Source organism: Shewanella canadensis (assembly GCF_003966225.1).
GTDB classification, from domain to species: domain Bacteria; phylum Pseudomonadota; class Gammaproteobacteria; order Enterobacterales; family Shewanellaceae; genus Shewanella; species Shewanella canadensis.
In genome coordinates, this window is sequence record NZ_RXNU01000005.1 from 48,212 (window position 1) to 70,757 (window position 22,546).

Below are 22,546 nucleotides of genomic sequence, written 5' to 3' on the forward strand. Positions count from 1 at the left end.
TTATCAATTTAGATGCTCTCAAAAAGATGCGGAGTGCACGTAGTAATAGAGCTAAATGAAAGTGAGGGGTAAGTCTCAAACCTTGAGGGTTAATGCATTTTATGTGTGAGCAGGTCCTCAAAATAAGTGGTGTTTTTATATCTCATTGCACGTGGATGGATGGTCTCTCCAATAAACTAGTTGTTGTTAATTAATAAGTGAATAATGTGTGTTGGTTACTTATTGTTTGAGGCGGAGGTGTTGTTGGTTGTTTTGATTTACTTGCAGGTATGGAGTGCTGGTTTATTTTACTGGCTATGCGTGAAATATTTTTGTAGGGGAGGGTAGGAAGCCTGTAATATAACTAATGGTCTAGAGTTAGATAAGTTAATGCTTGATATTTTTTGCAATCTATATGAGGTTGGATTAATCAATGCAGTGTTTTGGTTTACTATCACTGTGCAATTAAATTTTATATAAAAAAGATGCCACTTATTAAAGGTAGTGGCATCTTTTATCTCTTTAACTCATTAAAGATTACTTACTTGCATCTTCAAATCGTTGCCAGCGCTCTTGGCCTTTAAGCAGCTTAGCTCGCTCTACGTCATTAAATATGCCAATCGTAGGCATTTCTGACTTATGACATGAGGCGCAGGCATTCGGCAATACGGCTGCAGTAGTACACACATATGAATTCGGTACGTATGGACCATTGGCATAACAGCCAGGCCCCCAACCTACAGCCATATTGAAGTAATATTGTAACTGTGGATTATCGCCTTCATTTCGGCTGTAAGGTATGAGTGCATCATAGTTAGCTAAAGACTCTGTCGGTGAGATCACCTTGAAGTCATGTGTACTATTGTCCCACATGGTCGCAGTTGAGCCAATTGCAGTTGAGTGGCAGTCCATACAAGTTGCGCCAACCATGTCATGGATAGCCATCTTATGATCCGCGTCTTTATCTGCATGGCAGCTTTGGCAGAGTTTTTCAGGATCGTCGGCAGGGGCCTTAATCTCCATACTGTGTGGATCATGACAATCGACACAGGCAAGCCCTATGGCTGCATGTTTAGAGCTATTGTATTCAAGTACCGAATTTTTCTGCCCCTTGATTCGATCTGTTCCTAACCACATACCCTGAGGATCGAATGTTGTAAAATCAAGCACCTTATCACCGACTTTAAACTGTTGACCCACCTCTGTGGTTGGATTACCTTCATCATCCAGTACAAACTTATAGAGCTGAGAGTATAGGGGCATATCGTGATGCTTAGACATCTGGTGACACTGAATACAGCTGTCATTCTTCTGCTCAAGAGTCATCTTTCCAGGGTTAGTGATCTGATCGGCATCCATTGAAGTAGCATGGTTTGAGCCTGCGTTATGGCATTTTTCACAGGAGATACCGTCTTCGACATCACCGCTGTGCATGTTTGCTGAACTGACTAACATACCAGGGACACCGCCCTTGCCATAGTTCTCTGTTTTCTCCCACCCAGTTATTATTGAATTTGTTGTATGGCATTGCATGCACTGATTTTCCCAGCTCATCCTGTGCAGTTCTTCGCCAACGGGTACGCCATTAGTGTGGATGTCATCCATGTCGTTCAGGCTGCCATCTTTATTCCAAAATACCGAGGTGGTATAGAAAGATGAAAACCACTGGGCGTTGCCGTCATTATACCAGGCAAAAGGCATCATGAAGCCAATCGCATCTTGAGGATCTGCTGATTTTTGTGGGTAATCGTAAGAGACAAACTGCTTAGATGTCGTTGCCGAGATCCCATCGATACGATAGGTTTGGCTGTTGGCAGCATCGACTCTATCGATCAGAGTTGCGTAATATTTACCATCATCACCCTTATAGGTGCTTATCTGGTTGGGGCTAAATTTAATGGTATGGGTAATAGGCTCAGCTTCAGTTCCCCAGTCTAGCTCTGGTATGATCTTCTCGATGGTTTTATTAGGGTCGTCAGTGTATAGCGTGCGGTAATCCTGTGCATGCCTGGTATCTTTCCAGTCGTTATAGATATTGGTATGGCATGTTTTACAGGTTTGAGCCGTTACATATTCAGCTTCTGCTACCGGTGGTTGTGGCGGTTGACCGTTTTGCACTACCGTTACAGTCAGTGTCGATGTTGATTCCAATAGGCCATCGGTGATCCGATAAGTAAACACCTTCTCACCTGGTGTGTCATCCTCAGCTGAGACATAACTAACCTGATTGTTTTTAATTTCAAGGTTTTCTGCCGCAACCAGAGTTAGCGCATCTCCATTGGGATCGACATCATTAGCCAGTACATCGATAGAGACTGTATCCCCCTGATTCACTGTGGCGACATCAGGCATGGCTATTGGTGCTGAATTTAGAGGGATATCATCCGAATCGTCACTGCTATTACAACCGAATAGTATCGGCAATAATGCAATATACACCAGACTTAATTTTTTCATCATCGTCTTCCTTATTTATATCTGTTTTATTGTTGTAAACCTTTTGGGATTTACCTGTTAATTGTATGTGGTCTGCTTAATAGTTAATCCGTGTCGAATTACACAGAAAATAAAACTGTGACTTATGACGCTGATAAGGAGGTAAATGTGAAGTAGAGAGGCTATATAAGTTGAGTTAAAGCAATAAATAATAAAGGTGTTATTAACGATGTGTCTAACTGGTAACTTGAAATCAACCAAAGGCTGGTTTCAAGTTATTCAATACAGCATAAGAAACTTTCTTTTAGCTTACATTGATAAACCCTTTGTCACTCAATGTATTTACTGTGACCTGTATTTTGTTGATGTCATATTCACTGGATGGTCCCGGCGTCCATTCCAGATCATCTAATATAGGAGCGAGTAGAGGAATTAGCATGTCGAGTTTAATTTTGCGTTTAGGTGTGTAACGGTTACCGGCAATAACATTAAGCCCTCGGGTTACAATCTGCATATATATCATCTGACGCTTGGCTTTTGTTAGACTGGCATTAATGATTTTTGATTCTTTCAGAGATGTATATTGATAGAGGAACTTGTTAGTTAGTATCTCTATGTGTTTTTTCATCTCATCGGTAAATTCAGGGCGCGCATTTTTATACAAGGCATAATTGGTGATTAAAAACCGATCGGCGACACTAGCTTCATCATTTTTAATTGAGAAGTATGTGTAATAGACATGGGATATAATCTTCTCTTTTCCAGTTAGTTCTGCCTGATGTAGATAATCCATGACCTGGATGTGTTTTTTTAATTTGTTGGTAAAAATAGTACACAGCAACTCATCTTTCGATTGAAACTCGCGGTATAGGCTACCATTGGACACGCCGCTGAGCTTACTCAGCTCTTTAAAGGAAAAATCAAACACACCTTTCTCGTGGATCAATACTTCTGCAGCATCAATTATTTTAGCGACCTTGTTCTCTCTGGTTGCATTAGGCATGGCTTTTCCTTAACTGGTAAACATGTTGCGATAAAACAGTTGTTACTTCGATAATATGTCATTAACCATATCATTAAATGATCACTTTAAGCATGCTGGTGACTGGTTAACCAACCTTGTTGCATTGCCTGGAAGACCATACTCGATTTGTTGCTGGCGCCAAGTACCTCTTTAGCTACATCAATATGGTAGTCGACACCTCGTTTGGTTAAGTTGAACAACTCACTGACCTCGTCACGATCGAGGCCAAGCGCGATCATTTTTACAACATCTTTGGTTTTTTGCTTTATTTTTCGGTCATTTATACCATTAACGGATGGTTGGACCTCATCCATAAAGAAGTTTTTTAGCACCAACTCACTGCATCCATCTATGCCGATAAAAAATATTATCTCACCAATAGTTTCTGAAGCACTGTCACTATGTATGATGTATTTCTTAGCGATGACCCTTTGTCCGTCAACTTTGGTAGCGGTAAGGATTCTGTTTGCATGCCTTGGGGTTGCCAACAATGAATATGCCACTTTTTTTAACGAATCATCCGAGATAAAAACATTTATCGGTTGAAGGTAACCTTCACAATATTTGTTACTTTCACTAAGAGTGACGTTGTCCTCTAAAAAGAGATTTTTACTTACATATAAAATCCAACCTAATGGTTTCATAGAATAATCTCGTCTCATCAATTTCATTCAAATCTTAAATCAAATGTTAATGTTTTGAGTGGGATTGTGATGTTAAGTGAATCATGAATGTAAGCGCCCCCTAATTAACCAAGTTTAGCGTGATGTAGGTCACGCTTTTGAGGGGGTGTGTAGTATTGAGTGTGATCTGGATCGCGACTTGCTGGGTGGGGGTAATTGGGTGTGGAGAATGTCTCCACTCTTTCACCGTATTTATAAATGCTGTGGGCGATTAGTATTGGTTAATAGAGTGCTTTATTCAGGCGTATCTCTTCCAGGCAACTTGATCTACAGTAGGAGAGAAGCAATCTCGCTGATTTATAATCATCTGCCCCCATTGCTCAATATTGTTTTGTGACACCTCGTGCACAAGGTAGTCAGGATCGATAGTTTCAACCAAGTGGGCAAGGTCGCAGCGGTCAAAGCCGTTGTGTGGGTCAAGTTTAGTGATGTGGTTTAGTGCCAACTCAAACTGCTGCCAGAAACCTTTGCATCCGTTGTAGTTAGCGGCAGCATCTGTATTATTTTTAGGCTGATTCATTGCTGGTAAATTACTGTTTAAATGCAGTGTTTTTATCTCTGAATAGAGGTCGAGTTGCTGCAGCCTTTGCAGCAGAAACGTAATCGCTTCAGGCTCATTGTATAGCTGTGAGTTGGTCGCCATCATATGACCCGTGTCGAAACAGATCCCGCATTTGGCATAGTTTATCCGGTTGCGCAACTTGTCATACTCCTGCCTGCTATCCAGTCTGAAACTTTGCTTCCACCACATGTTTTCAAACAGCAACCAGCCTTTAAAATTGCTTTGTCTGAGTGCTAAGTTCAGCAACTCGGCGCAGGCGGTAAAGGTGTCATCCAGTGTCCAGGGAAATTTCTGGCTGAACAAGTGCTCCATGTCGCAATCCATAGGATGGAATACGGCGTAGGGCGCGTTGAGCGTTGCGGCAAGATTTAGCTGGCTGATCATCACTTTCACAATATGGTCGGCATCTGTGCCGCCATAAAACTGCTCAACGGTCTGCCAGTCTCCGAAGATGTTCATCAGCCTGCTGCTGTCGTTATAGAGCAGGGGGGTTAAGATGGGGAAGGATTGCAGATGAAAACCGCCGACGAGCTTAGCGGGAATATCTGCCGCATTGAGCTCGCCATGGGGATATATCTCAAAACCTGACAGATCCATGTTACTGAGCCATTGCCCGGCAGTATCCCAACTGTCAAACAGATGGCCGGGCTTAGGGGTCACGGTAATATTCGCTAATTGCTTCATCACTTCTCCTTGCTGCGTAGTCCCGACTACCAGTCGAGCCCTTTACGTGCCTTTAGCCCTTGATGAAACGCATGCTTCTCAGGGCGCACCTCACTCACGGTATCGGCATATTCCTTTAACTCCCGGTGGGCCGCTCTGCCTGTGATAATGACCGACATCTCTTTTGGTCTTTGTTTAAGCGTGGTAATGACCTCTTCAAGTTCGATAAAGTCCCAGGTGATCATGTAAGTCAACTCGTCGAGCAGGACCATATCGAGATCAGGATTTTGCAGCCAAGCCTTGGCCTGTTGCCAGGCTTGCTGAGCGGCGAGTTTGTCCTTGGCTTTGTCTTCGCTGTTCCAGCTGAAGCCGGTCGCCATGGTATGAAAGGGAACGCCGCGTGACTCAAGCAGGTTACGTTCGCCGCACTCACCCACACCTTTAACGAATTGAACCACGGCGACATCTTGTTTATGTCCCAAAGCGCGGACGATATTGCCAAAACCTGCTGTGGTTTTGCCTTTGCCATTGCCGGTAATGATGAGCAGCTGACCTCGCTCCTCCTGAGCATTGTCCACGGCCTTTTCGACATTTTCTTTGTGCTGTTTTTGCTTCTTAGGGTTATAACTCATATAGATACCGTCATTTGAAAGTGATAGATAACAAAAAAGATTAAGCCTGCGATCTCGACTATCTGTTGTGTGGCGCCTAAGGTGTCGCCGGTATAGCCCTGGATATGGCGCTGCATTAATTTAATCAGAGCGATGAATGTCACCAGCCAGAGCGCTATTAATGAAACCGCGGCAGTTAAGGGCAACATCAATAGTGGCAGGGCACCACAGATGCAGAGAACCAATCGGTTTCTTAGCGGCAGCGCGGCATCTTTTTGTGGTGTCTTGTTATTGTCATCGTCTCTGGCATAGGGGAGATACACCGCCACCAGCCCGGCGATGGCTCGACTGCCAGCATGGCAGACGAGCAGAGATATACAGGCCAGTGGCAGTGAGAGCTGGGTCAGGGCGATAACCTTGATGGAAAAAGAGGTGACCAGCGCCAATACTCCATAGGCGCCTATCTGGCTGTCTTTCATGATGGCAAGTTTGCGGCTCCTCTCCCAGCCTCCGCCAAAGCCATCACAGAGATCCGCCAGTCCATCTTCATGAAATGCGCCGGTCAGCAGTATGATCCCAACCAGTGTTAATACAACGGCCAGCTCTTGACCCATCAGCGACGCTAAGGCGTAAAGCAAGCATGCAGCCACGGCACCGATACACAAGCCTATCAAGGCGAACCAGCGACTGGCCTGGGCGATAGCCTCACTGTCTTTGCCTACCCAGAGGGGCATAGGAAGTCGAGTTAGAAAGCTTGCGGCGGCGAGAATTGCACCCAGATGACGTCTCATATGCAATCCCCAACGGCAAGTTTGTCGGCTGCATTCAATTGACCGAGAAAAAGTCGACAAACCAGCTCAGGAGAACTGGGCAGGTACCAGTGAACATAGGAAGCCAGAGTGTTGTGGTGCAGATACACCCGCTCCTGCATACGGGTCTTACCGGCCTGAGAGGCGATAGCCAGCGGAAGCAGTGTGATATCCGCTTTCGAGTAATGAAAGCAGTGTCCGGTCATTGTTTGCCCACTAATCTCTGCGCTAAGCATGCCTAAACCCTGAAGTCGTTGCTGCATCGTTGCTGTGCCTGGCAGTGCACCGAGCATTTCGGTCGTCTCTCCGCTCTTCGTCGTCAATTGCTCAAGCAGATAGAGCATGCCGCCACATTCGGCCAAGGTCGGTTTATTACTCTGAATGTGCTGTTTGATAGAGCTGCACATCGACATATTTGCGCTAAGCGCCTTGAGATGCAGTTCCGGGTAACCTCCCGGCAGATAGAGACTGTCTGCATCTGGCAGCGATTCGTCTGCGATGGGAGAGAAATATTCAATATTGGCCCCTAATCGTTCAAGCAGGGTGATGTTATCCCGATAGATAAACGAGAAGGCGGCATCTTTAGCTACGGCTATGATTTGACCACTGAGAGGCTGCGATGCCAGGGATGATACTGGTGTCGATGCTAAAAAATCGCCCGTGTCGCTGATAGGAGCCTTGAAACAGACGGGGTCTGGCAGAGGCAATTTGCAGCTTTCACCGAGCACTTTGGCCGTATTTTCGAGCCAATCGTCTATCCCCTCTATTTCGTTGGCTTGTACCAGACCAAGATGCCTTTCCGGCAGGGCGAGACTGCTGTCCCGCGGCATGGCGCCACAAAACTCGATGCCATCGGGCAGGCTATCTTCAAGCATGGCGGCATGTCCCGGGCTGCCGACATAGTTGGCGATGACGCCAAACAGATTAACGTTATCCTGATAGTGGGCGAGGCCATAGGCGATCGCGCCGAAGGTTTGTGCCATCTTGGCTGCCGGAATAACTGCAAGCAGTGGAATGCCGAACTTTGCTGCAAGATTGGCGCTGCTGTTAGCCCCATCAAACATGCCCATCACGCCTTCGATAAGAATAAGATCGGCTTCCAAGGCGGCCTGATAGAGATGTTGCCTGCAGATGGTTTCGCCCATCATGCCAAGATCCAGTTGATGGGCGGGATGACCGCTGGCGAATTCATGAAAGATAGGGTCGATAAAGTCCGGTCCGGTTTTAAAGACTCTGACTTTCTTGCCTTGATTGCTCCAATACCTTGCCATGGCGGCGACCAGCGTAGTCTTACCGCTATCGCTACTCGGCGCCGTGACAAACAGCGCAGGACAAAATGCTTGGCTGCTCATCAGTGCCAGCCCTCGATTTCACCAAATAGCGAATCAAGATCTAATGACTGCTCCAGGCTATCGGCTAGGCGATTCAGGTTCTGCTCCCTGAGCGCCGACATATCCTGCGCCTTCTGTTGATGGTAGCCCGCCCAGTTGAGCAGGGCATTACAGGCGCCCGGTTCATCGAAGATGCCGTGCAGGTAACTACCCAATATCTGATTGTCACGACAGAGTGCACCGTCACCATGACTATCGACGCCAGTGCCCAGTGTGACTGGTTGTGTCTCTTTAACCTCGCAGACACCGGCATGGATCTCATAACCCTTGACCGGATGAGTCTTGCCGTTGAGCTGTAGCTCACCACTGACCTGTTTTAAGGTTTTTTGCGTTGTGAGTGTGGTAGTAACATCGAGATACCCAAGTCCGGCACTTTTGCCCGGCTCGCCCTCGACGCCGTGGGGATCGTCAATGCTGTTGCCGAGCATCTGGTAGCCGCCACAGATCCCGATCAATTTGCCGCCAAATCTGAGGTGGCGAGCGATCTGTTTGTCCCAGTTACGATCTCTGAGCGCCTTAAGGTCGCCGCGCACGCTCTTGGAACCAGGTAAGATGATGAGATCGGCTGCAGGCAGATCATCGCCGGGTTTTACAAAGCAGAGATCGACACCGGGATGGAGTCTCAGCGCATCGAAATCGGTATGGTTACTTATTCGCGGCAGACCGGGAACGACGATTTTAAAATGGGTATCGTCATCGAGCTGTTGCTGATTGATGGCATCTTCCGCTTCCAGATACAGACCATGCAGATAAGGCACCACGCCCAGAACCGGAACGCCGGTTTTCTCGGTGAGCCAGGTCAGTCCGCTTTCGAGCAGAGTCACATCGCCTCGGAAACGGTTGATGATAAAGCCCTTCACCAGCTTCTTCTCTTCATCGGACAACAGATCGAAGGTGCCATATAGGTGCGCGAACACGCCGCCTCTGTCAATATCTGCCACGATCACCACAGGTGTCTGCGCCGCGAGTGCAAAGCCCATGTTGGCAATATCGTGCTCGCGTAGGTTTACTTCGGCTGGGCTGCCAGCGCCCTCGACCAGTCTGGCCTGCATGCCTTTACCCAGAAATTCGAAACTTTCCAATACCATCTCGAGCAGTTGTGGCTTAAAGGTGTGATAACTGACGGCATCCATATCTTCTATGGCCTTGCCGCGGATGATCACCTGAGCCCCAGTGTCGGTATTGGGTTTAAGCAGTACCGGATTCATATGTACGCTTAAGGGGAGGTTGCAAGCCTGAGCTTGCACCGCCTGTGCTCGCCCAATCTCGCCACCATCGGGGGTCACCGCGCTGTTAAGCGCCATATTTTGGGGTTTGAATGGAGCGACGCTAATGCCTTTACGGGCAAGCACCCGGCAAAGGCCGGCAACCATCACGCTCTTGCCTGCATCGCTTGTGGTGCCTTGCACCATCAATTTATATCCGCTCATGCAACGTTTTCCTCTAATGTAAGGTTTGCCCCTAATGTATGGTTTTGCTCTGAAAAATGGCTGAGATGACAGTGAACGGCCTGTTCCAGTGACTCGATGATCTTTTGCTCACTCCACCCCAACTCCTCGGCGAGTACTAAGCAACCGCCTAAGCCACAGCCTTCAACGACCTGACCCTGCTCATAGACATTGAGGCAATCCATTACAGAGGCATTAAAATTTGTGGTATTGGCATTAATGACATCGTCATTGTCGAGGTGATTTAAGATGTGGAGTCCGTCGCCTTTGAGTACCCAACGTGTGGTCGAAATGGTGACCGACTGTGTTAACTCTTGCGCTCGTCTTGCACCTAACAGCGGCGCCACGAACATCATGCCACCGGCAAATTGGGGTAGCGATAAGTGGGTTGGCCACTTTCGAACAAGACCACAGATGGCTTGTTGAATTTCATCGTGAAATTGCACATCAGCCAGCAGTTTATCCAGCTCAAATTCTCGGTTATCATGAAGATATACCTGTTCCAGCTGAGTCAGAATTGCGGATTTGCTTGCTAATTTTTGCTTGTCCTGTGTACTTCCGGCCGGAGACAAACGTAAGCCTGTCAGTAATCGCAGCCAGAGGGTGGAGAATGTCGTACCTCCGACGCCGCACTCGGCCAGGATGCTGATGCAGTTACGTTCAGCCTGTGAGGTCAGAGTTGGCAGAAGGTGCTCGTTAACCAGAGTGTCGGTGTCACTGTTGATGCCGCCAAAGTGCTGATTAACACTGAGCCATTCTTGCGTCTCGACCTGAGGCAGAGGTACATTGAAGTTAAAGCTATTAAACTCAATTCGGTAGCCTGCCTTGTAAAACATTCTAAGAAGACCACGGGTCAGTACCGCCGGGCTGACGCCGCGATTTGAGAGCAGTCCGTCGCCACTTGACTGTATTCCCGGCAGGGGGGTAACACTCTGGCCCGAGGTGATTAGCTCGGTATCTCTGGTGGGAGTCAGGTGCATTAAATTTTGCCCCACACCTGCATCAGACAGTTGATGCAGGCCGGGAAGGTGGGTCGCCGCACCGTTTATGATATTAAAACAGATCGTTTTCATTTATTTATCCACCAGGGAGTTGAGACAAACGGAGGGGTTGATTAAGCCTTGGAGCTGAGGCCATAAGGTGTCTTCATCGTCGATATAGGTGCTGAAGTGCAAGAGTGCCGCATGCTCAAGCTGGACGCGGCTAAGATGAGGGTTACCATCTTGGTTGCTATTGAGTAGCCATGCCAGAGCCATACGCATGACGCCGGAGTGGCTGACGATTAAGAGTCGCTTGCCGCGATAATCATGGCTGAGGCACTCTATGCTCATGGTTATTCGATTGAGCAGATCTGAGGTCGATTCACCATTTGGCGGTGTATGTAAGAAGGGGGCGTGCCAATATTTCCCATAGCCTTGCTGCGGGTCCTCCCATAAATTAGCGATACTATTGCCATCCCAGTGCCCGAAATCCAGCTCTTGCCAGGCATCATCGACGATCAGCTCGCAATCATGATTTTTTGCCAGGTGCTGCGCGTATGCCTGACATCTTATGAGTGGAGAGCAGATGATAACGTCGAAATTTAGCGAAGCGCTGCTATGCTCCATCTGCTGCCAGCCTTTTGCGGTCAGCGGTGGGTTAGTACGGCCGAGAAGGCAGCCTGACTGCTCCGGTAGCCCGTGGCGCAGCAGAGTAAATTGAGTGTCGTTCATCAAATGCCGCCTTCTGTTGCTGTTTCTGCGATAGCTGATTTAATCGTTTCGCAGACTAAAAGGTCCGGCGCTTTCAAACAGATAGCAATCTTGCTCTGGCAAAAACTGACTTTGTCTGCAATGGCGGCAATCTTCTGGTGCATGAGTCCGCTGGCGGTTACAAATTGCTGACTCATCTCATCATCGGGGATCAGGCTTTGACCTACCTCGGTGCTAACCAATACCAGATGACATTGAAGCGAGGTGAATGTGTCACACAGACGCTCAATCTCATCGATTAAACAATGTTTAGCCATCAGCTGATTAGTGAGCCAGAGCGTCAGACAATCGATAATGATCACGCTCTGTTTTGTGTCAATTTGAGTCAACGCTGAGGCCAGTTCCAATGGGATCTCTTCGGTTTTCCATTCGTCAGGTCTCTGCTCTCGATGCAGGGCGATACGCTCAGCCATCGAGACGCTGGCAGTTGCAGTCGCGATATAGGTTGTCGGCAGGGCAATATCACTCACCTCTTGCTCGGCAAGCCCGGATTTACCACTTCTTGCGCCGCCAATATATAAACTGATCATTGGGCTGTTGCCTTAAGTTGATTTAGTTGAGCTTGATTCCGGGGCTGTTTTTGCGATTGTATCTGGGACTGTTTCTGCGTACGGGCCAGTGCCACTTTTTCGCACACCTGTAGCATGCCTTTTAACACTCGCGGGCCGGTTCTATGCACCAGATCGCCTTCGATGGTAATGATCTGCTCATTTGCAACGGCGGGGAGCTCCGGCCACTCACTCCAGGTAATCGCCTCCTGATTACTGTTGCCATGGTATATAGGCTTGATGATCACCTCTGGGGTAGAAGAGAGTACCTGCTCCAGACTGACCTGAGGGTATTCACTGACACTGTTTGCAAAGACATTATTTGCACCACAACCGACAAAAATTTCATTCATCCAGCTACTGGCCGTGGTGGTCAGTGGCGTCGGCCACACCTGATAAAACAGATTGATGCGGTCCTGATCTTGATAGGTCTGCTTCAGTTCTTTGAGTGTCTGGTTAAACTTCTCGGCGCTGGCTTTTGCTTGAGCACTATGACCCGTAAGGTCCCCTAGCTCTAACAGACGTTGGGGGATCTGCTTGAGCTCACTGACGCTTGAGTCTATCAAGGTAAAGCCCTGCTCTTTAAGTCTCGTCTGCATAGGGGCTGAGGTGGTGCTGGTGTTGACTATGATGGCATCGGGCTGAAGCAGCATTACCGCTTCATAATCGATAAAATCGTAACGACCGATGCGGCGAATTTGGTTTGCCTGATTGGGGTAATCGGCATATTCGACCGTACCTATGATGGTATCGCCGGCGCCGATTTCGAATAACATCTCGACGGCATGGGGCGATAACACGATTAAGCGAGGTTGATTCTCGGCGCTGGCAGAAAAACTACAGCCTAATGTAAGACAAAAAACCAGACAAAATGCCAGAAGGGGACTGAGGTATCTCATTTATGCCTCCACCGACTTAATCACCAGCGGTAAGCCAGCTATCGCCATGGTGACCCTGTCGACCCGCTTCGCTAAGCTTTGATGTAACCATCCGGATTCATCGACAAACTCCCGTGATAACTCACCCAGTGGCACGACGCCTTGTCCGACTTCGTTGCTGATAAAGATGACCTCTCCAGGGAGGTCTGTTAATGCCTCCAGTAAGGCCTGCTTCTCCTGACTCCAACTACGGTCGCTCAGTTGTATATTTGATAGCCATAGCGTCAGACAGTCGACTAAGAGAAGGTTATCGCTACGGCTCTGTTCAATCAGGGCTTGGGCTAAATCCAGCGTTGTTTCGACCAGCTTCCACTCACTTGGGCGATGGCTTTTATGGTGGGCGATACGTTTAGCCATGGCGCCTTCAGTACTCTCTGCAGTCGCAACCACGATGACTTCACCGCTGGTGCGGGCCTGCCAGATTTTGGCGTATTCCTGTGCCAGACGGCTTTTCCCCGAACGTGCACCGCCAATGATTAATTGCTTCATCTATCTATGCCCCTGTTTACGCTTAACCAACAAACCGATGAAAAAGACACTACCCAGCATGGCGGTCATCACACCGACAGGCAGTTCTTGTGATGGCAGGATCAGTCTGGCTAACAGATCGACCCACACCATGAGTACGCCACCGAGTAAGGCCGTGGCAATGAGTGAGCTCGAGCTGGCCGAGCCGATAAGCATGCGGACGATATGAGGCACCATCAGCCCCACAAATCCAATGCCGCCGCACGCCGCCACTAATGAAGAGGTCATTAAGGCTGTAAGAATTAACATGCCTAAACGTAGCGGCAGAACCGCAACGCCCTGAGTATGAGCGCTCTCATCGCCGGCCATCAGTGCCTGCAGTGGGCGCTGGAATTGATAAATAATCGCAGTGGCAATGATCACAATAATGCCGGGCACCATGAGCGTCCCCCATGTGGCGCGGCTGAAACTGCCAAGAGACCAAAACAGCACTGCTTGCATGGCTTGGGGATCGCCGAAGTACAAAACCAGATTGGCGATTGAGGAGAGCAGGAAGGAGATAGCCACGCCCGACAGCACCAAGGTTTCCACCTGGCCATCCCGGGCCATCACCACCACAACAGCGACGGCAATCAAGGAGCCTAAAAATGCACAGATGGGTAGAGGAAGAAAGGTGAGTCCACCGGTTAGTGCCAAAATGGCCCCAAGCGATGCACCCGCTGAGATACCAAACAGATAAGGATCGGCGAGGGGGTTTCTGGTGACACTTTGCAGTACCGAGCCAGATACAGCGAGCCCGGCACCACATACCATCGCCATCAATGCCCGGGGCATTCTGAGCTCGATGATGATGCGATCGGCCAGGATCATCTTAGATTCAGGCTCGAGTAGGGCAATGATAGTACGGCCGATGGCGCCAACCACTTCCGTTAAGCTGATGTCGGCGGTACCTAGTGCTATGCCAATCAAGGGCGATATCACGGCAAGGGGGAGCAAGATTGCCAGTAAAAGATTGGGGTTAAACAGCCGCATGGCGACCCCCGTCAAAGTGATAGGTGACCCTGGGGTGTTTGCCTTGAGGATGTCTGTCTACTTCGGTTTTAACACCGTAAATGTTTTCGATGCTGGCGGGGGTTAACACCTGTGCAGGCGTGCCGCTTTTAATCAGTTTTCCCTCTCTAAGCAGAAGGAGTTTATCGCAAAAGGCACTGGCAAGATTAAGATCATGAATGCTGGCCACCACTGTGATATCTAAGTTTTTTATCAGCTTTAATATCTCCACTTGATAGCCGACATCGAGATGGTTGGTTGGCTCATCGAGCAACAATATCTCCGGTTTTTGTAAAAGAGCTCTGGCGATCAGGAGTCTTTGTTGTTCACCACCGGAAAGAGACTCAAACACCCGCTCGGCTTTATCGGTCAGACCCACAAGTGATAAGACGCGGTCAATCTCAACTTTTTCAACACAGTGGTCGATCCGCTGCCACCATTTTTGCTGGTTTATCAATCCGGTCGCCAGTAACTGCCTTGCTGTCATCGAGAAACCGACGGGGGTATGCTGCAGCACGACAGCGACTTTCGAGGCGAATTCCCGGTGTGAAATAGAGGATATATTGCGGTTGTTCAGCAAAACATTGCCGCTATCCGGGCTCATGTACTTATACATGCACCGCAACAAGGAGGACTTTCCGACACCATTGGGACCCAAGATGCCGACAAAATCGCCTCTTTCGATGGTGAAGCTTAAGTCGTCGAGCACCTTCTTAGATGAGGTAGCCCAATTTAAGTGATTAACTTCCATGTGAGAGTTTGATTCTACTATTGTTGGCATTGCAGAGAGCCCCAATGTTGCGCCGGAAGTGCCGACGCAATTTACTTCTATTTATGATTAAAAAGCCTGATAGCTCACGCTCAAGAACACTTGGCGGCCAGGGCTGAAGTAGTTTCGGTCTGAGATGATCTCTTCGTCGAGCAGGTTATTTGCCTTAACGCGAAGCTGCCAGGCGTCGGCCAGCTTATAACCGATACTCAGATCGACCTGATGGTAGGCATCGAGGAAGTCGGTAACGCCATCATAGTTATAATCGCCGGCATTACGCTCTCCCTGATAGTGGTAGTTAACCAGCACGTCGAACTGAGACCAGGCGTAGCTGAGTGCATAATCGAACTCATGTTCACTGCGACCAATCAGCTGCTCATCACTTTCGCCATCGACAGCGTCGATGTAGCTGTAACCGAGTTGGTGTTCAATATCCCAGGTGCTGTAGTTGAGGGAGAGTTCGATTCCGGTGATCTCGGCATCTTTGATATTGGCAGGCTTCCAGATATCGTAGCCATCATCATCTTTCTCGCCGGTAGGTGCCCACTGGATCAGGTTATCAATTTTGTTTTGGTAGACACTCAGGTAACCACGCAGGCTATCGCCGTTGTAGCTGATGGTGAGATCCAGGTTTTCAGATGTCTCAGAGACCAGATCCGGATTGCCTGATCCTGGCCAGTAGAGGTCATTGAAACTCGGTGCTTTGAAGCCTGTTCCTGAACTGGCAGTCACACGCCATTGCTCATTGAATTGATAGGCCAGGCTTGCGTTGTAGGAAGTTTCGCTATCGATATTCTCAACATCGTCGTATCGAATAACCCCTTCCATCAAAAGCTTGCCTATTTGGTAGCGTGCCAGACCATAGACGCCAAGTAGATCGCGCTCGTCGACGGCATAGTCTCCTTCGATCGATTCCTTCGACCAGTCGACGCCGCCAATGAAGGTCAGGTCATCGCTTGCCGTGTAACGGTTACTCCAGTTGAGCTGATCTCGGGTCGTTTCATATAAAGAGGTGCCCAGGCTTGGGTCGTCAGCGCGGAAGTTTTCGTTCTGATCCCGTGATTGCCCTAGAGCCAACTTACTCATCAGTTTGTCACTTTGGTACTGGGCCGCCACATTCAACAGATAGTTATCATAGTCGGCCTCATTAACACCGGGCCCGTAATAACCCATATTGTCATACTCGTAGTTACCACTCTCCAGTTGCCCAACCCAATTGAGTGTCCACTGTCTGTTGAGATTTTGTTGGCCCTTGATGCTCATGCCGATACGATCGTAACCGTCGTCGTCATCTTCGGCGTCGTTCTTGATGTCATAACCATCACTCTGTTCACGGTTAACCGTGATACTGGTGTGCCCGTCGCCGTGGTTGACGCCCGCACCCGCGGTTGCTCTCATGTATGCATCGCTGCCGTATTCGGCAGAGGCAAACCATTCACCACCTTCGAGCTTACGGGTAAATATCTGAATCACTCCCCCGATGGCATCGCTGCCCCATATTGCGGCTCTGGGGCCTTTTACCACCTCGATTCGTTCGATATTCTCAGGCGAGAGGGCATTGAAGCTAACCGCGCCTAGAGTGGCGGAGCCAATACGAACACCATCGACCAGTACCAATACATGGCTGGAGTTAGTGCCGCGCATACTGATGGATGCCGACTGACCTGCGCCGCCATTACGTGTAACGCTGACCCCCGGCAAGGTTTCCAATAGATCGACCACAGACTTAGGGCTGAGTCTGGTTATCTCTTCTCTTTCTATGGTGTTGATAACGGTGAGTTGCTGATCGGGTGTGCTGTCAAATCGGTCACCAGTGACCGTTATTGTCTCAATCACCGGATTGGCTGGTACGGCCGCAGCAGCGGTAAATGTCTGGCATATAGCGATTGTTAATACAGAGAGTCGCAGTTTAAAACTCATGATTAGCCTTTAATTATTTGAGTTTGAAATTTGCGGGAAAATGCGTCGTGGATGAGTCTTGTTTTGAAAGACTCATCCTTATGACGAATAGATAATAGAGGTGTGAAATATTAAGTTTTGGGAAAACCCAGACACCTGCATCGTCTACTTGCTCAAGAAACCCGCTTGAGTCAATAGTTCTTCTGGGTCGGTTTCCTGGCTCACAGCATCTAGAAACATTCCTTCCCGGTTCTACCAGTGGTAATAATGTTTCGCTCTGTTTACAGTTGCAGGTACAGCCGTGGGGTCTCACCACGTTCCCGATTAAGTTACAATAACGCCCTTAAGTCGATGCGAATATAACGATAATGTCATTGCTTGAATATGGCAAAGATCACACACAAAGTTTAAAACGAAAAAGACTGTTACTTCTTACAGTCTTTTTCAATGAGGTTTGCCGTATAGTGTTTAATAGGGTAGATTCAATCTAAACATCAACAGGTTACGTTTTTTAAGTTTCTCTTAACCGTCGACATTTCTCTTATAAGTAAAAGCGGCTTTTAGTTTTAGTTTGGTCTGAGTTTAGTCTGAGTTAATAGGGGAGAAAGCTTGATTTTTTCTTTGATTCCGGTTTTGGCTATATAATGAACAGCATGTTGTGACCGGGCATACTAATTGTTTTACTATTTGTTTTATCCTTTGTTTTACCCTTCATAAAAATGCCGCTCTATTGCAGAGCGGCATTTTAGTGCTGAGGTCAATGGGCATATAGTTGTCCTATAATGATGCACTTCCCACTCAAGCCCGAGAGTCTGGAACACTTGTTACCCTAGAACGTGCAACTGGACTAGGTACAGATCACCAGACGGGTACGAACACTTGGAATAGACATCCTTACTGCTTATTCTTACATTTATCTTCATCACCGCAAGAGCAGTTTCCACCACAGCCCCGCTTTTCCACATAAGGTCCAAATTCCGGATGGCGTTCAGCAAATTGCCGTGCCAGATACTGTACTGCTACCCAGCCAAATAAGACCAACATAATCGTGATACAAGCTATCATAAAATCAAGCATGACCACTTCCCAGTCCGGCAAAACCCATAAAGGCAAGAGATAACAAACCTGCTAACATCAGGCTCATGGTTGCACCCTGACTAACGGTGGGAACTTTAGCCAATTCCAGTTTTTCACGCAGACCAGCCATTAACATCAGGGCGATGGTGAAACCAACACCTGCACCGAGACTGAATGCAAGGCTCTGAAGAAAGTTGTACTCTCGGAAGGTCTGGAATAATGCCAAGCCGAGAATTGCACAATTAGTAGTAATCAATGGCAAGAATATACCCAGGGCTCTGAAAAGTGTTGGGCTGAATTTTTTCACCACCATTTCTACCAGCTGAACCGCCGAGGCAATCACCGCTATATAACAAATCAAGCGCAAAAATTGTATATCAAACTCATTGAGCAACCAATTGATGCCGAAGGCAGAAATTGAACTAACCAACATAACAAACATTGTCGCTAGTCCCATATTCCATGCGGTTTCTTTTTTTGCTGAAACACCGAGGAAAGGGCATAGACCCAAGAATAGAGCTAGCACAAAGTTGTTACTCAGAGCCGCATTGATAAAAATAAAGGTTAAAGAATCAGGATCCATGGCTAGCCACTCCTTCTACATTCAAATGAGTTTTTTCTTTGCGTTGTTTTATATACTCAAATAATAACAACCAAGCACCTAGGACAAAGAATCCGCCTGGAGGCAGAATCATCACAATCCAAGGTTCAAAATCGACGCTAAACATTTGAAAACCGAGAATAGTTCCTGCACCCAATAATTCACGGGTCACTCCTAGACAGAGTAAAGCAATGGTAAAACCTACGCCCATTCCCAGAGCATTAATAATTGCTGTACTCACTTTCTGCTTCGAGGCATAGGCTTCTGCTCTGCCCAAAATCACACAGTTAACAACGATCAACTGGATGAAGGCTCCCAGAGCATTATATAAATCCAGACTGATGGACTGGATCAAATAATCCACCATGGTAACGAACGTGGCGATAATAATAATAAAAGAAGCAATGCGAACTTGTTTCGGGATCAGCTTGCGTAACAGAGAAACCAGAGTACTTGAAGCAACGAGGACAAATAATGTAGCCAGCCCCATTGCAATAGCATTCATAGTGGTATTGGTCACTGCCAATACCGGACAAAGACCCAGCAGCATTACAAATACGGGATTCTCTTTCCAAAGCCCTCGAGTAAAAGTATCCAGGGTGATGGTTTCTTCTTGGTTGGGTCGTGGATCCATATTTTCACTCACTCAATTATTCTTTTGTTTCAGGAGTTGCTTCAGGATTTATTTCAGAAGTTTTTCCAGGCTCTTTTTCAGGATGTTTTAGCTCATTCAAATGTTTATTGATCAATGGGATCACCTTTTGACCGCTCTGATTAATCATTTTACCAATCGCTTTCGATGATATTGTTGCTCCCGAGATAGCATCAATTTGCCACGGTTCGGTTTTGGCACCGTGTTTTACCGTGACTATCTCATTTTGAATAGCATCCAGATTGGCATTTAGTCTGGCATCAAGTGCTTTAAAGTTTTTCAGAAACTCAGCATCAAAAGCAATCTTATCGCCCAATCCAGGAGTCTCAGCCATCTTAAGAACTTTAATGCCCGTTACGCATTGGCAAGAGGGGTCATATCCATAGAGAATACGGATCACATCTTGATAGCCTGTTGCAGCAGCTTCCAGTGCTATTCCTCGAAGTTCATCTTTATCGTCGTAAGCCGCATAGATTTTTTCGCCCTCTAACGAAGACTCTTTTTGATCGGCATCGAGTAAAATAAGACCCTCTTCTCCCAAAAAATAATCTCTCTTAGAGCTGACATCAGACAGAACAACGGATATAGCCTTTTCAATAGCAATACGCTTATTTTCAGCAATGATTGGTTTGGTTATCTGATAAACCAGTACCACCAAAAATCCCGATAACATAGCGATACCCGCCAGCGTTCTAATCATCGCAAAACTGGGCGTATCCGGTTGTCGCTCTTCTGGTACTAGCGTTTCTTGCTGTTGCAGGGCCATATCTGAAATACTCATGATTTCCCCTTCTTTTTGCGTTGACCATAGATCCGAGGCTGCGTTACCGATGCAATCATCGGTGACATGGCGTTGGCCACTAAAATTGCATACATAACACCTTCAGTCAGACCGCCAAACAATCGAATAATAACGGTTAAAAAACCAATAACAGCCCCATAAAGCCAAACACCTTTAACAGTCATCGGCGACCCCACCATATCTGTAGCCATAAATACGGCTCCGAGCATTAGGCCGCCAGAAAGCAACATAAACTGCGGGCTTGGATAATGTTCCGGGTCCAAAAGATAAAAGGGTAACGTTGTTAGTGCTGCTGCAATGAGAACGCCGGCAGAAATACGCCAGTCCATCATCTTGCGGACCGCTAAATAGGTTCCACACAAAAGTATTATTACAACCGATGTTTCACCCGCTGAACCTGCAACATAGCCCAGTAGCAAATCCATACTGTCGGTACTTATTTGTTCAAACTTCTGTAGCGCCAGCGGCGTAGCGCCGGTAAAACCATCAATAGCCCGTTCCTTAACCCAATCTGCTGTATCCACGGGTCTCATAAATGGCATTGCCAAGCTGGATGGAATGAATTCCAGAAAACGCCCCGGAGCAAGCGCCGGTGTCCAGGTGGTGATAGCTACAGGGAATGCCGCCTGTACAAAAGCTCGGCCGACAAGCGCCGGATTCATAACGTTATAACCCAAACCACCAAATAATGATTTGCCCAAAGCGATTGCTATAAAGCCCGCCACTGCTCCCATCCAGAGAGGAAAACCGGGTGGCAATGTCAGAGCTAAAAGCAGTCCGGTGATAACAACACTGAAATCAGTAACAGTATTTGACTTGTCTGAGAGGTGACAAAATAGCGCTTCAGTTAATAAACAGGTAACGGTAGTCACCAACATTAATGCCAAAGCACTGATACCAAATTGATAAACCGACCATGCACAAACAGGTAACAGGGCATACACCACGTTACGCATGATCTGATCAACCGTAATCATTTTTTTAAGATGTGGAGAAGTATGTAACTCCACAGGCTTAGATAACAGATTCATAATTCTTTCACTTTAATTTTTCGGTTGATCGCTTTAGCGATCCTGAAATATTGCGTTAATGGAAGATTTGACGGACAAACATAGGTGCAGCATCCACATTCGAAGCAATCGTTGAGGTGGTAACCACCTTCCATCGTCCCATAGTCACGAACCATTGCCAGTTGACCCAACATAGAAGGATTCAAAGAAATAGGGCAGGCAGAAAGACAGGCTCCACATTTTATGCATGGGTATGCTTGGGGCTTTTCATTTTCGAAGGACTGTGGCGCTAACACTACAACACCAGATACCCCCTTGGTGATGGCTACATCAAGAGAAGCGGTAGTCATGCCCATCATCGGGCCACCCATAATGATCTTTGAAAAATCATCTTTCAAACCCACTTGTTCCAGCACAAATCGCAAAGGTGTGCCAATGGGTACAAGATAATTGCCTGGTTTGTTGACTCCATAACCGGAAACAGTCACTACACGTTCTATTAAACCTCGACTTTGAGGTAGTAAATCGCCTAATTGGGCCATGGTTCCAACGTTATAGACTGCTACACCTATTTCAGCGGGGATCCCACCCGATGGTACTTCTTTATTTAACAGGCTATTGATCAGCATCTTCTCCGCACCCTGGGGGTATTTTGTTTCTACCAACTCACAACTTATGCTTCCGTCTTTGGGTAATTTGCTTTGGATCATCTCGAAAGCATCGGATTTATTATCTTCAACACCAATAATCGCTCGTTTGGCAGCAACTGCTGCCATCACCATCTGTATTCCAAGAATTATCTTATCCGTATATTCGAGCATGATCCGATGATCACAGGTTAAATAGGGCTCACATTCACAACCATTGATGATTACTTTATCGATGGACATACCCTTAGGGGGGAGTAATTTTACATGGCTTGGAAATGCTGCCCCACCAAGCCCAACCATTCCTGAGTCCTGTATTGCATGAACTAGTTTTTTTGGGGTTAACTGCCAGATATCGACAGCCCCTTCAAATAAAACTTTTTGATCCGAAGCCGCATAGGTATCAATAATGATGGCTGGCGTTTTTGGCCCCGATGAGGTCGCTACCAACCTGTCGACAGACTTAACTACACCAGTTACGGGCGAATGCATGGGTACCGAGACAAATCCACCAGGCTCGGCGATAGGCTCACCGCGAACCACCTCCTGACCAACGCTGACAATTGCTTTCGCGGGGGCACCCAAGTGTTGTGCCAAAGGCACAATCATCTGCTTGGCAAAGGGGAGCCGGCGGATAGCTAGCTCAGCCGTCGCTTCCTTATGAGCGATAGGGTGGATCCCGTGGCCAAAAGTCTTCCTGGTTGAAAAACGTTCCAATAGAGTCATTA

22 protein-coding genes and 1 riboswitch are annotated in these 22,546 nt (G+C 47.5%); all 22 genes read right to left on the reverse strand.

Features of this window, described 5'->3' with window-relative positions:
- Nucleotides 1–516: 516 nt before the first annotated feature.
- Nucleotides 517–2,439: an Ig-like domain-containing protein gene (locus EKG38_RS10865; RefSeq protein ID WP_126520290.1), complete on the reverse strand. Its 1,923-nt coding sequence runs from the start codon at nt 2,437–2,439 to the stop codon at nt 517–519.
- 280 nt (nt 2,440–2,719) lie between these two features.
- A complete protein-coding gene (locus tag EKG38_RS10870; RefSeq protein ID WP_126520291.1) occupies nt 2,720–3,418 on the reverse strand; it encodes a TetR/AcrR family transcriptional regulator in 699 nt (232 codons plus the stop codon).
- An 86-nt stretch (nt 3,419–3,504) separates the two neighbouring features.
- On the reverse strand, nt 3,505–4,083 hold the full coding sequence (locus EKG38_RS10875) for a helix-turn-helix transcriptional regulator (protein WP_126520292.1): 579 nt from the start codon (nt 4,081–4,083) through the stop codon (nt 3,505–3,507).
- A gap of 277 nt (nt 4,084–4,360) precedes the next feature.
- On the reverse strand, nt 4,361–5,368 hold the full coding sequence (locus tag EKG38_RS10880; protein ID WP_126520293.1) for a TIM barrel protein: 1,008 nt from the start codon (nt 5,366–5,368) through the stop codon (nt 4,361–4,363).
- A 26-nt stretch (nt 5,369–5,394) separates the two neighbouring features.
- Nucleotides 5,395–5,979, reverse strand: a complete 585-nt coding sequence (gene cobO / locus EKG38_RS10885) for a cob(I)yrinic acid a,c-diamide adenosyltransferase (RefSeq protein ID WP_126520294.1) — start codon at nt 5,977–5,979, stop codon at nt 5,395–5,397.
- Nucleotides 5,976–6,749: an adenosylcobinamide-GDP ribazoletransferase gene (gene cobS, locus EKG38_RS10890; RefSeq protein WP_126520295.1), complete on the reverse strand. Its 774-nt coding sequence runs from the start codon at nt 6,747–6,749 to the stop codon at nt 5,976–5,978. The genes cobO and cobS overlap by 4 nt, the downstream gene beginning before the upstream one ends.
- Nucleotides 6,746–8,119: a cobyrinic acid a,c-diamide synthase CobB gene (locus tag EKG38_RS10895; RefSeq protein ID WP_126520296.1), complete on the reverse strand. Its 1,374-nt coding sequence runs from the start codon at nt 8,117–8,119 to the stop codon at nt 6,746–6,748. Before EKG38_RS10895 ends, cobS begins: the two co-directional genes overlap by 4 nt.
- A complete protein-coding gene (locus tag EKG38_RS10900; RefSeq protein WP_126520297.1) occupies nt 8,119–9,588 on the reverse strand; it encodes a cobyric acid synthase in 1,470 nt (489 codons plus the stop codon). The genes EKG38_RS10895 and EKG38_RS10900 overlap by 1 nt, the downstream gene beginning before the upstream one ends.
- Complete coding sequence (locus EKG38_RS10905; protein ID WP_126520298.1) at nt 9,585–10,679, reverse strand: nicotinate-nucleotide--dimethylbenzimidazole phosphoribosyltransferase family protein; 1,095 nt, start codon at nt 10,677–10,679, stop codon at nt 9,585–9,587. The genes EKG38_RS10900 and EKG38_RS10905 overlap by 4 nt, the downstream gene beginning before the upstream one ends.
- Nucleotides 10,680–11,318, reverse strand: a complete 639-nt coding sequence (locus EKG38_RS10910) for a histidine phosphatase family protein (RefSeq protein WP_246033138.1) — start codon at nt 11,316–11,318, stop codon at nt 10,680–10,682.
- On the reverse strand, nt 11,318–11,887 hold the full coding sequence (locus tag EKG38_RS10915) for a bifunctional adenosylcobinamide kinase/adenosylcobinamide-phosphate guanylyltransferase (RefSeq protein WP_126520300.1): 570 nt from the start codon (nt 11,885–11,887) through the stop codon (nt 11,318–11,320). The genes EKG38_RS10910 and EKG38_RS10915 overlap by 1 nt, the downstream gene beginning before the upstream one ends.
- Nucleotides 11,884–12,804, reverse strand: a complete 921-nt coding sequence (locus EKG38_RS10920; RefSeq protein ID WP_126520301.1) for a cobalamin-binding protein — start codon at nt 12,802–12,804, stop codon at nt 11,884–11,886. The genes EKG38_RS10915 and EKG38_RS10920 overlap by 4 nt, the downstream gene beginning before the upstream one ends.
- Nucleotides 12,805–13,332 (reverse strand): bifunctional adenosylcobinamide kinase/adenosylcobinamide-phosphate guanylyltransferase, encoded by a 528-nt coding sequence (gene cobU / locus EKG38_RS10925; protein WP_126520302.1) that lies wholly within the window; start codon nt 13,330–13,332, stop codon nt 12,805–12,807.
- Nucleotides 13,333–14,343 carry a FecCD family ABC transporter permease gene (locus EKG38_RS10930; RefSeq protein ID WP_126520303.1) on the reverse strand — a complete coding sequence of 337 codons (1,011 nt, stop codon included), beginning with the start codon at nt 14,341–14,343 and terminating at the stop codon, nt 13,333–13,335.
- The gene (locus EKG38_RS10935; protein ID WP_126520304.1) at nt 14,330–15,142 is read right to left on the reverse strand and encodes an ABC transporter ATP-binding protein; all 813 of its coding nucleotides are present in this window, start codon (nt 15,140–15,142) and stop codon (nt 14,330–14,332) included. The genes EKG38_RS10930 and EKG38_RS10935 overlap by 14 nt, the downstream gene beginning before the upstream one ends.
- A gap of 57 nt (nt 15,143–15,199) precedes the next feature.
- Nucleotides 15,200–17,050: a TonB-dependent receptor domain-containing protein gene (locus EKG38_RS10940; protein ID WP_126520305.1), complete on the reverse strand. Its 1,851-nt coding sequence runs from the start codon at nt 17,048–17,050 to the stop codon at nt 15,200–15,202.
- Between the two features lie 168 nt (nt 17,051–17,218).
- A riboswitch (cobalamin riboswitch) is annotated at nt 17,219–17,389 on the reverse strand.
- 534 nt (nt 17,390–17,923) lie between these two features.
- Nucleotides 17,924–18,106, reverse strand: a complete 183-nt coding sequence (locus EKG38_RS10945; RefSeq protein ID WP_126520306.1) for a chemotaxis protein — start codon at nt 18,104–18,106, stop codon at nt 17,924–17,926.
- Entirely contained in the window at nt 18,099–18,689 is a 591-nt protein-coding gene (locus EKG38_RS10950; protein ID WP_126520307.1) for an electron transport complex protein RnfA, read from the reverse strand. The genes EKG38_RS10945 and EKG38_RS10950 overlap by 8 nt, the downstream gene beginning before the upstream one ends.
- Nucleotides 18,679–19,353, reverse strand: coding sequence for an electron transport complex subunit RsxE (gene rsxE / locus EKG38_RS10955; RefSeq protein ID WP_246033139.1), 675 nt, complete (start codon nt 19,351–19,353; stop codon nt 18,679–18,681). Before rsxE ends, EKG38_RS10950 begins: the two co-directional genes overlap by 11 nt.
- A 4-nt stretch (nt 19,354–19,357) precedes the next feature.
- Complete coding sequence (locus tag EKG38_RS10960; protein WP_221767755.1) at nt 19,358–20,140, reverse strand: RnfABCDGE type electron transport complex subunit G; 783 nt, start codon at nt 20,138–20,140, stop codon at nt 19,358–19,360.
- Entirely contained in the window at nt 20,137–21,192 is a 1,056-nt protein-coding gene (locus tag EKG38_RS10965; RefSeq protein WP_185826838.1) for an RnfABCDGE type electron transport complex subunit D, read from the reverse strand. Before EKG38_RS10965 ends, EKG38_RS10960 begins: the two co-directional genes overlap by 4 nt.
- A complete protein-coding gene (gene rsxC / locus EKG38_RS10970; protein ID WP_126520308.1) occupies nt 21,189–22,544 on the reverse strand; it encodes an electron transport complex subunit RsxC in 1,356 nt (451 codons plus the stop codon). Before rsxC ends, EKG38_RS10965 begins: the two co-directional genes overlap by 4 nt.
- Between the last annotated feature and the right edge of the window lie 2 nt (nt 22,545–22,546).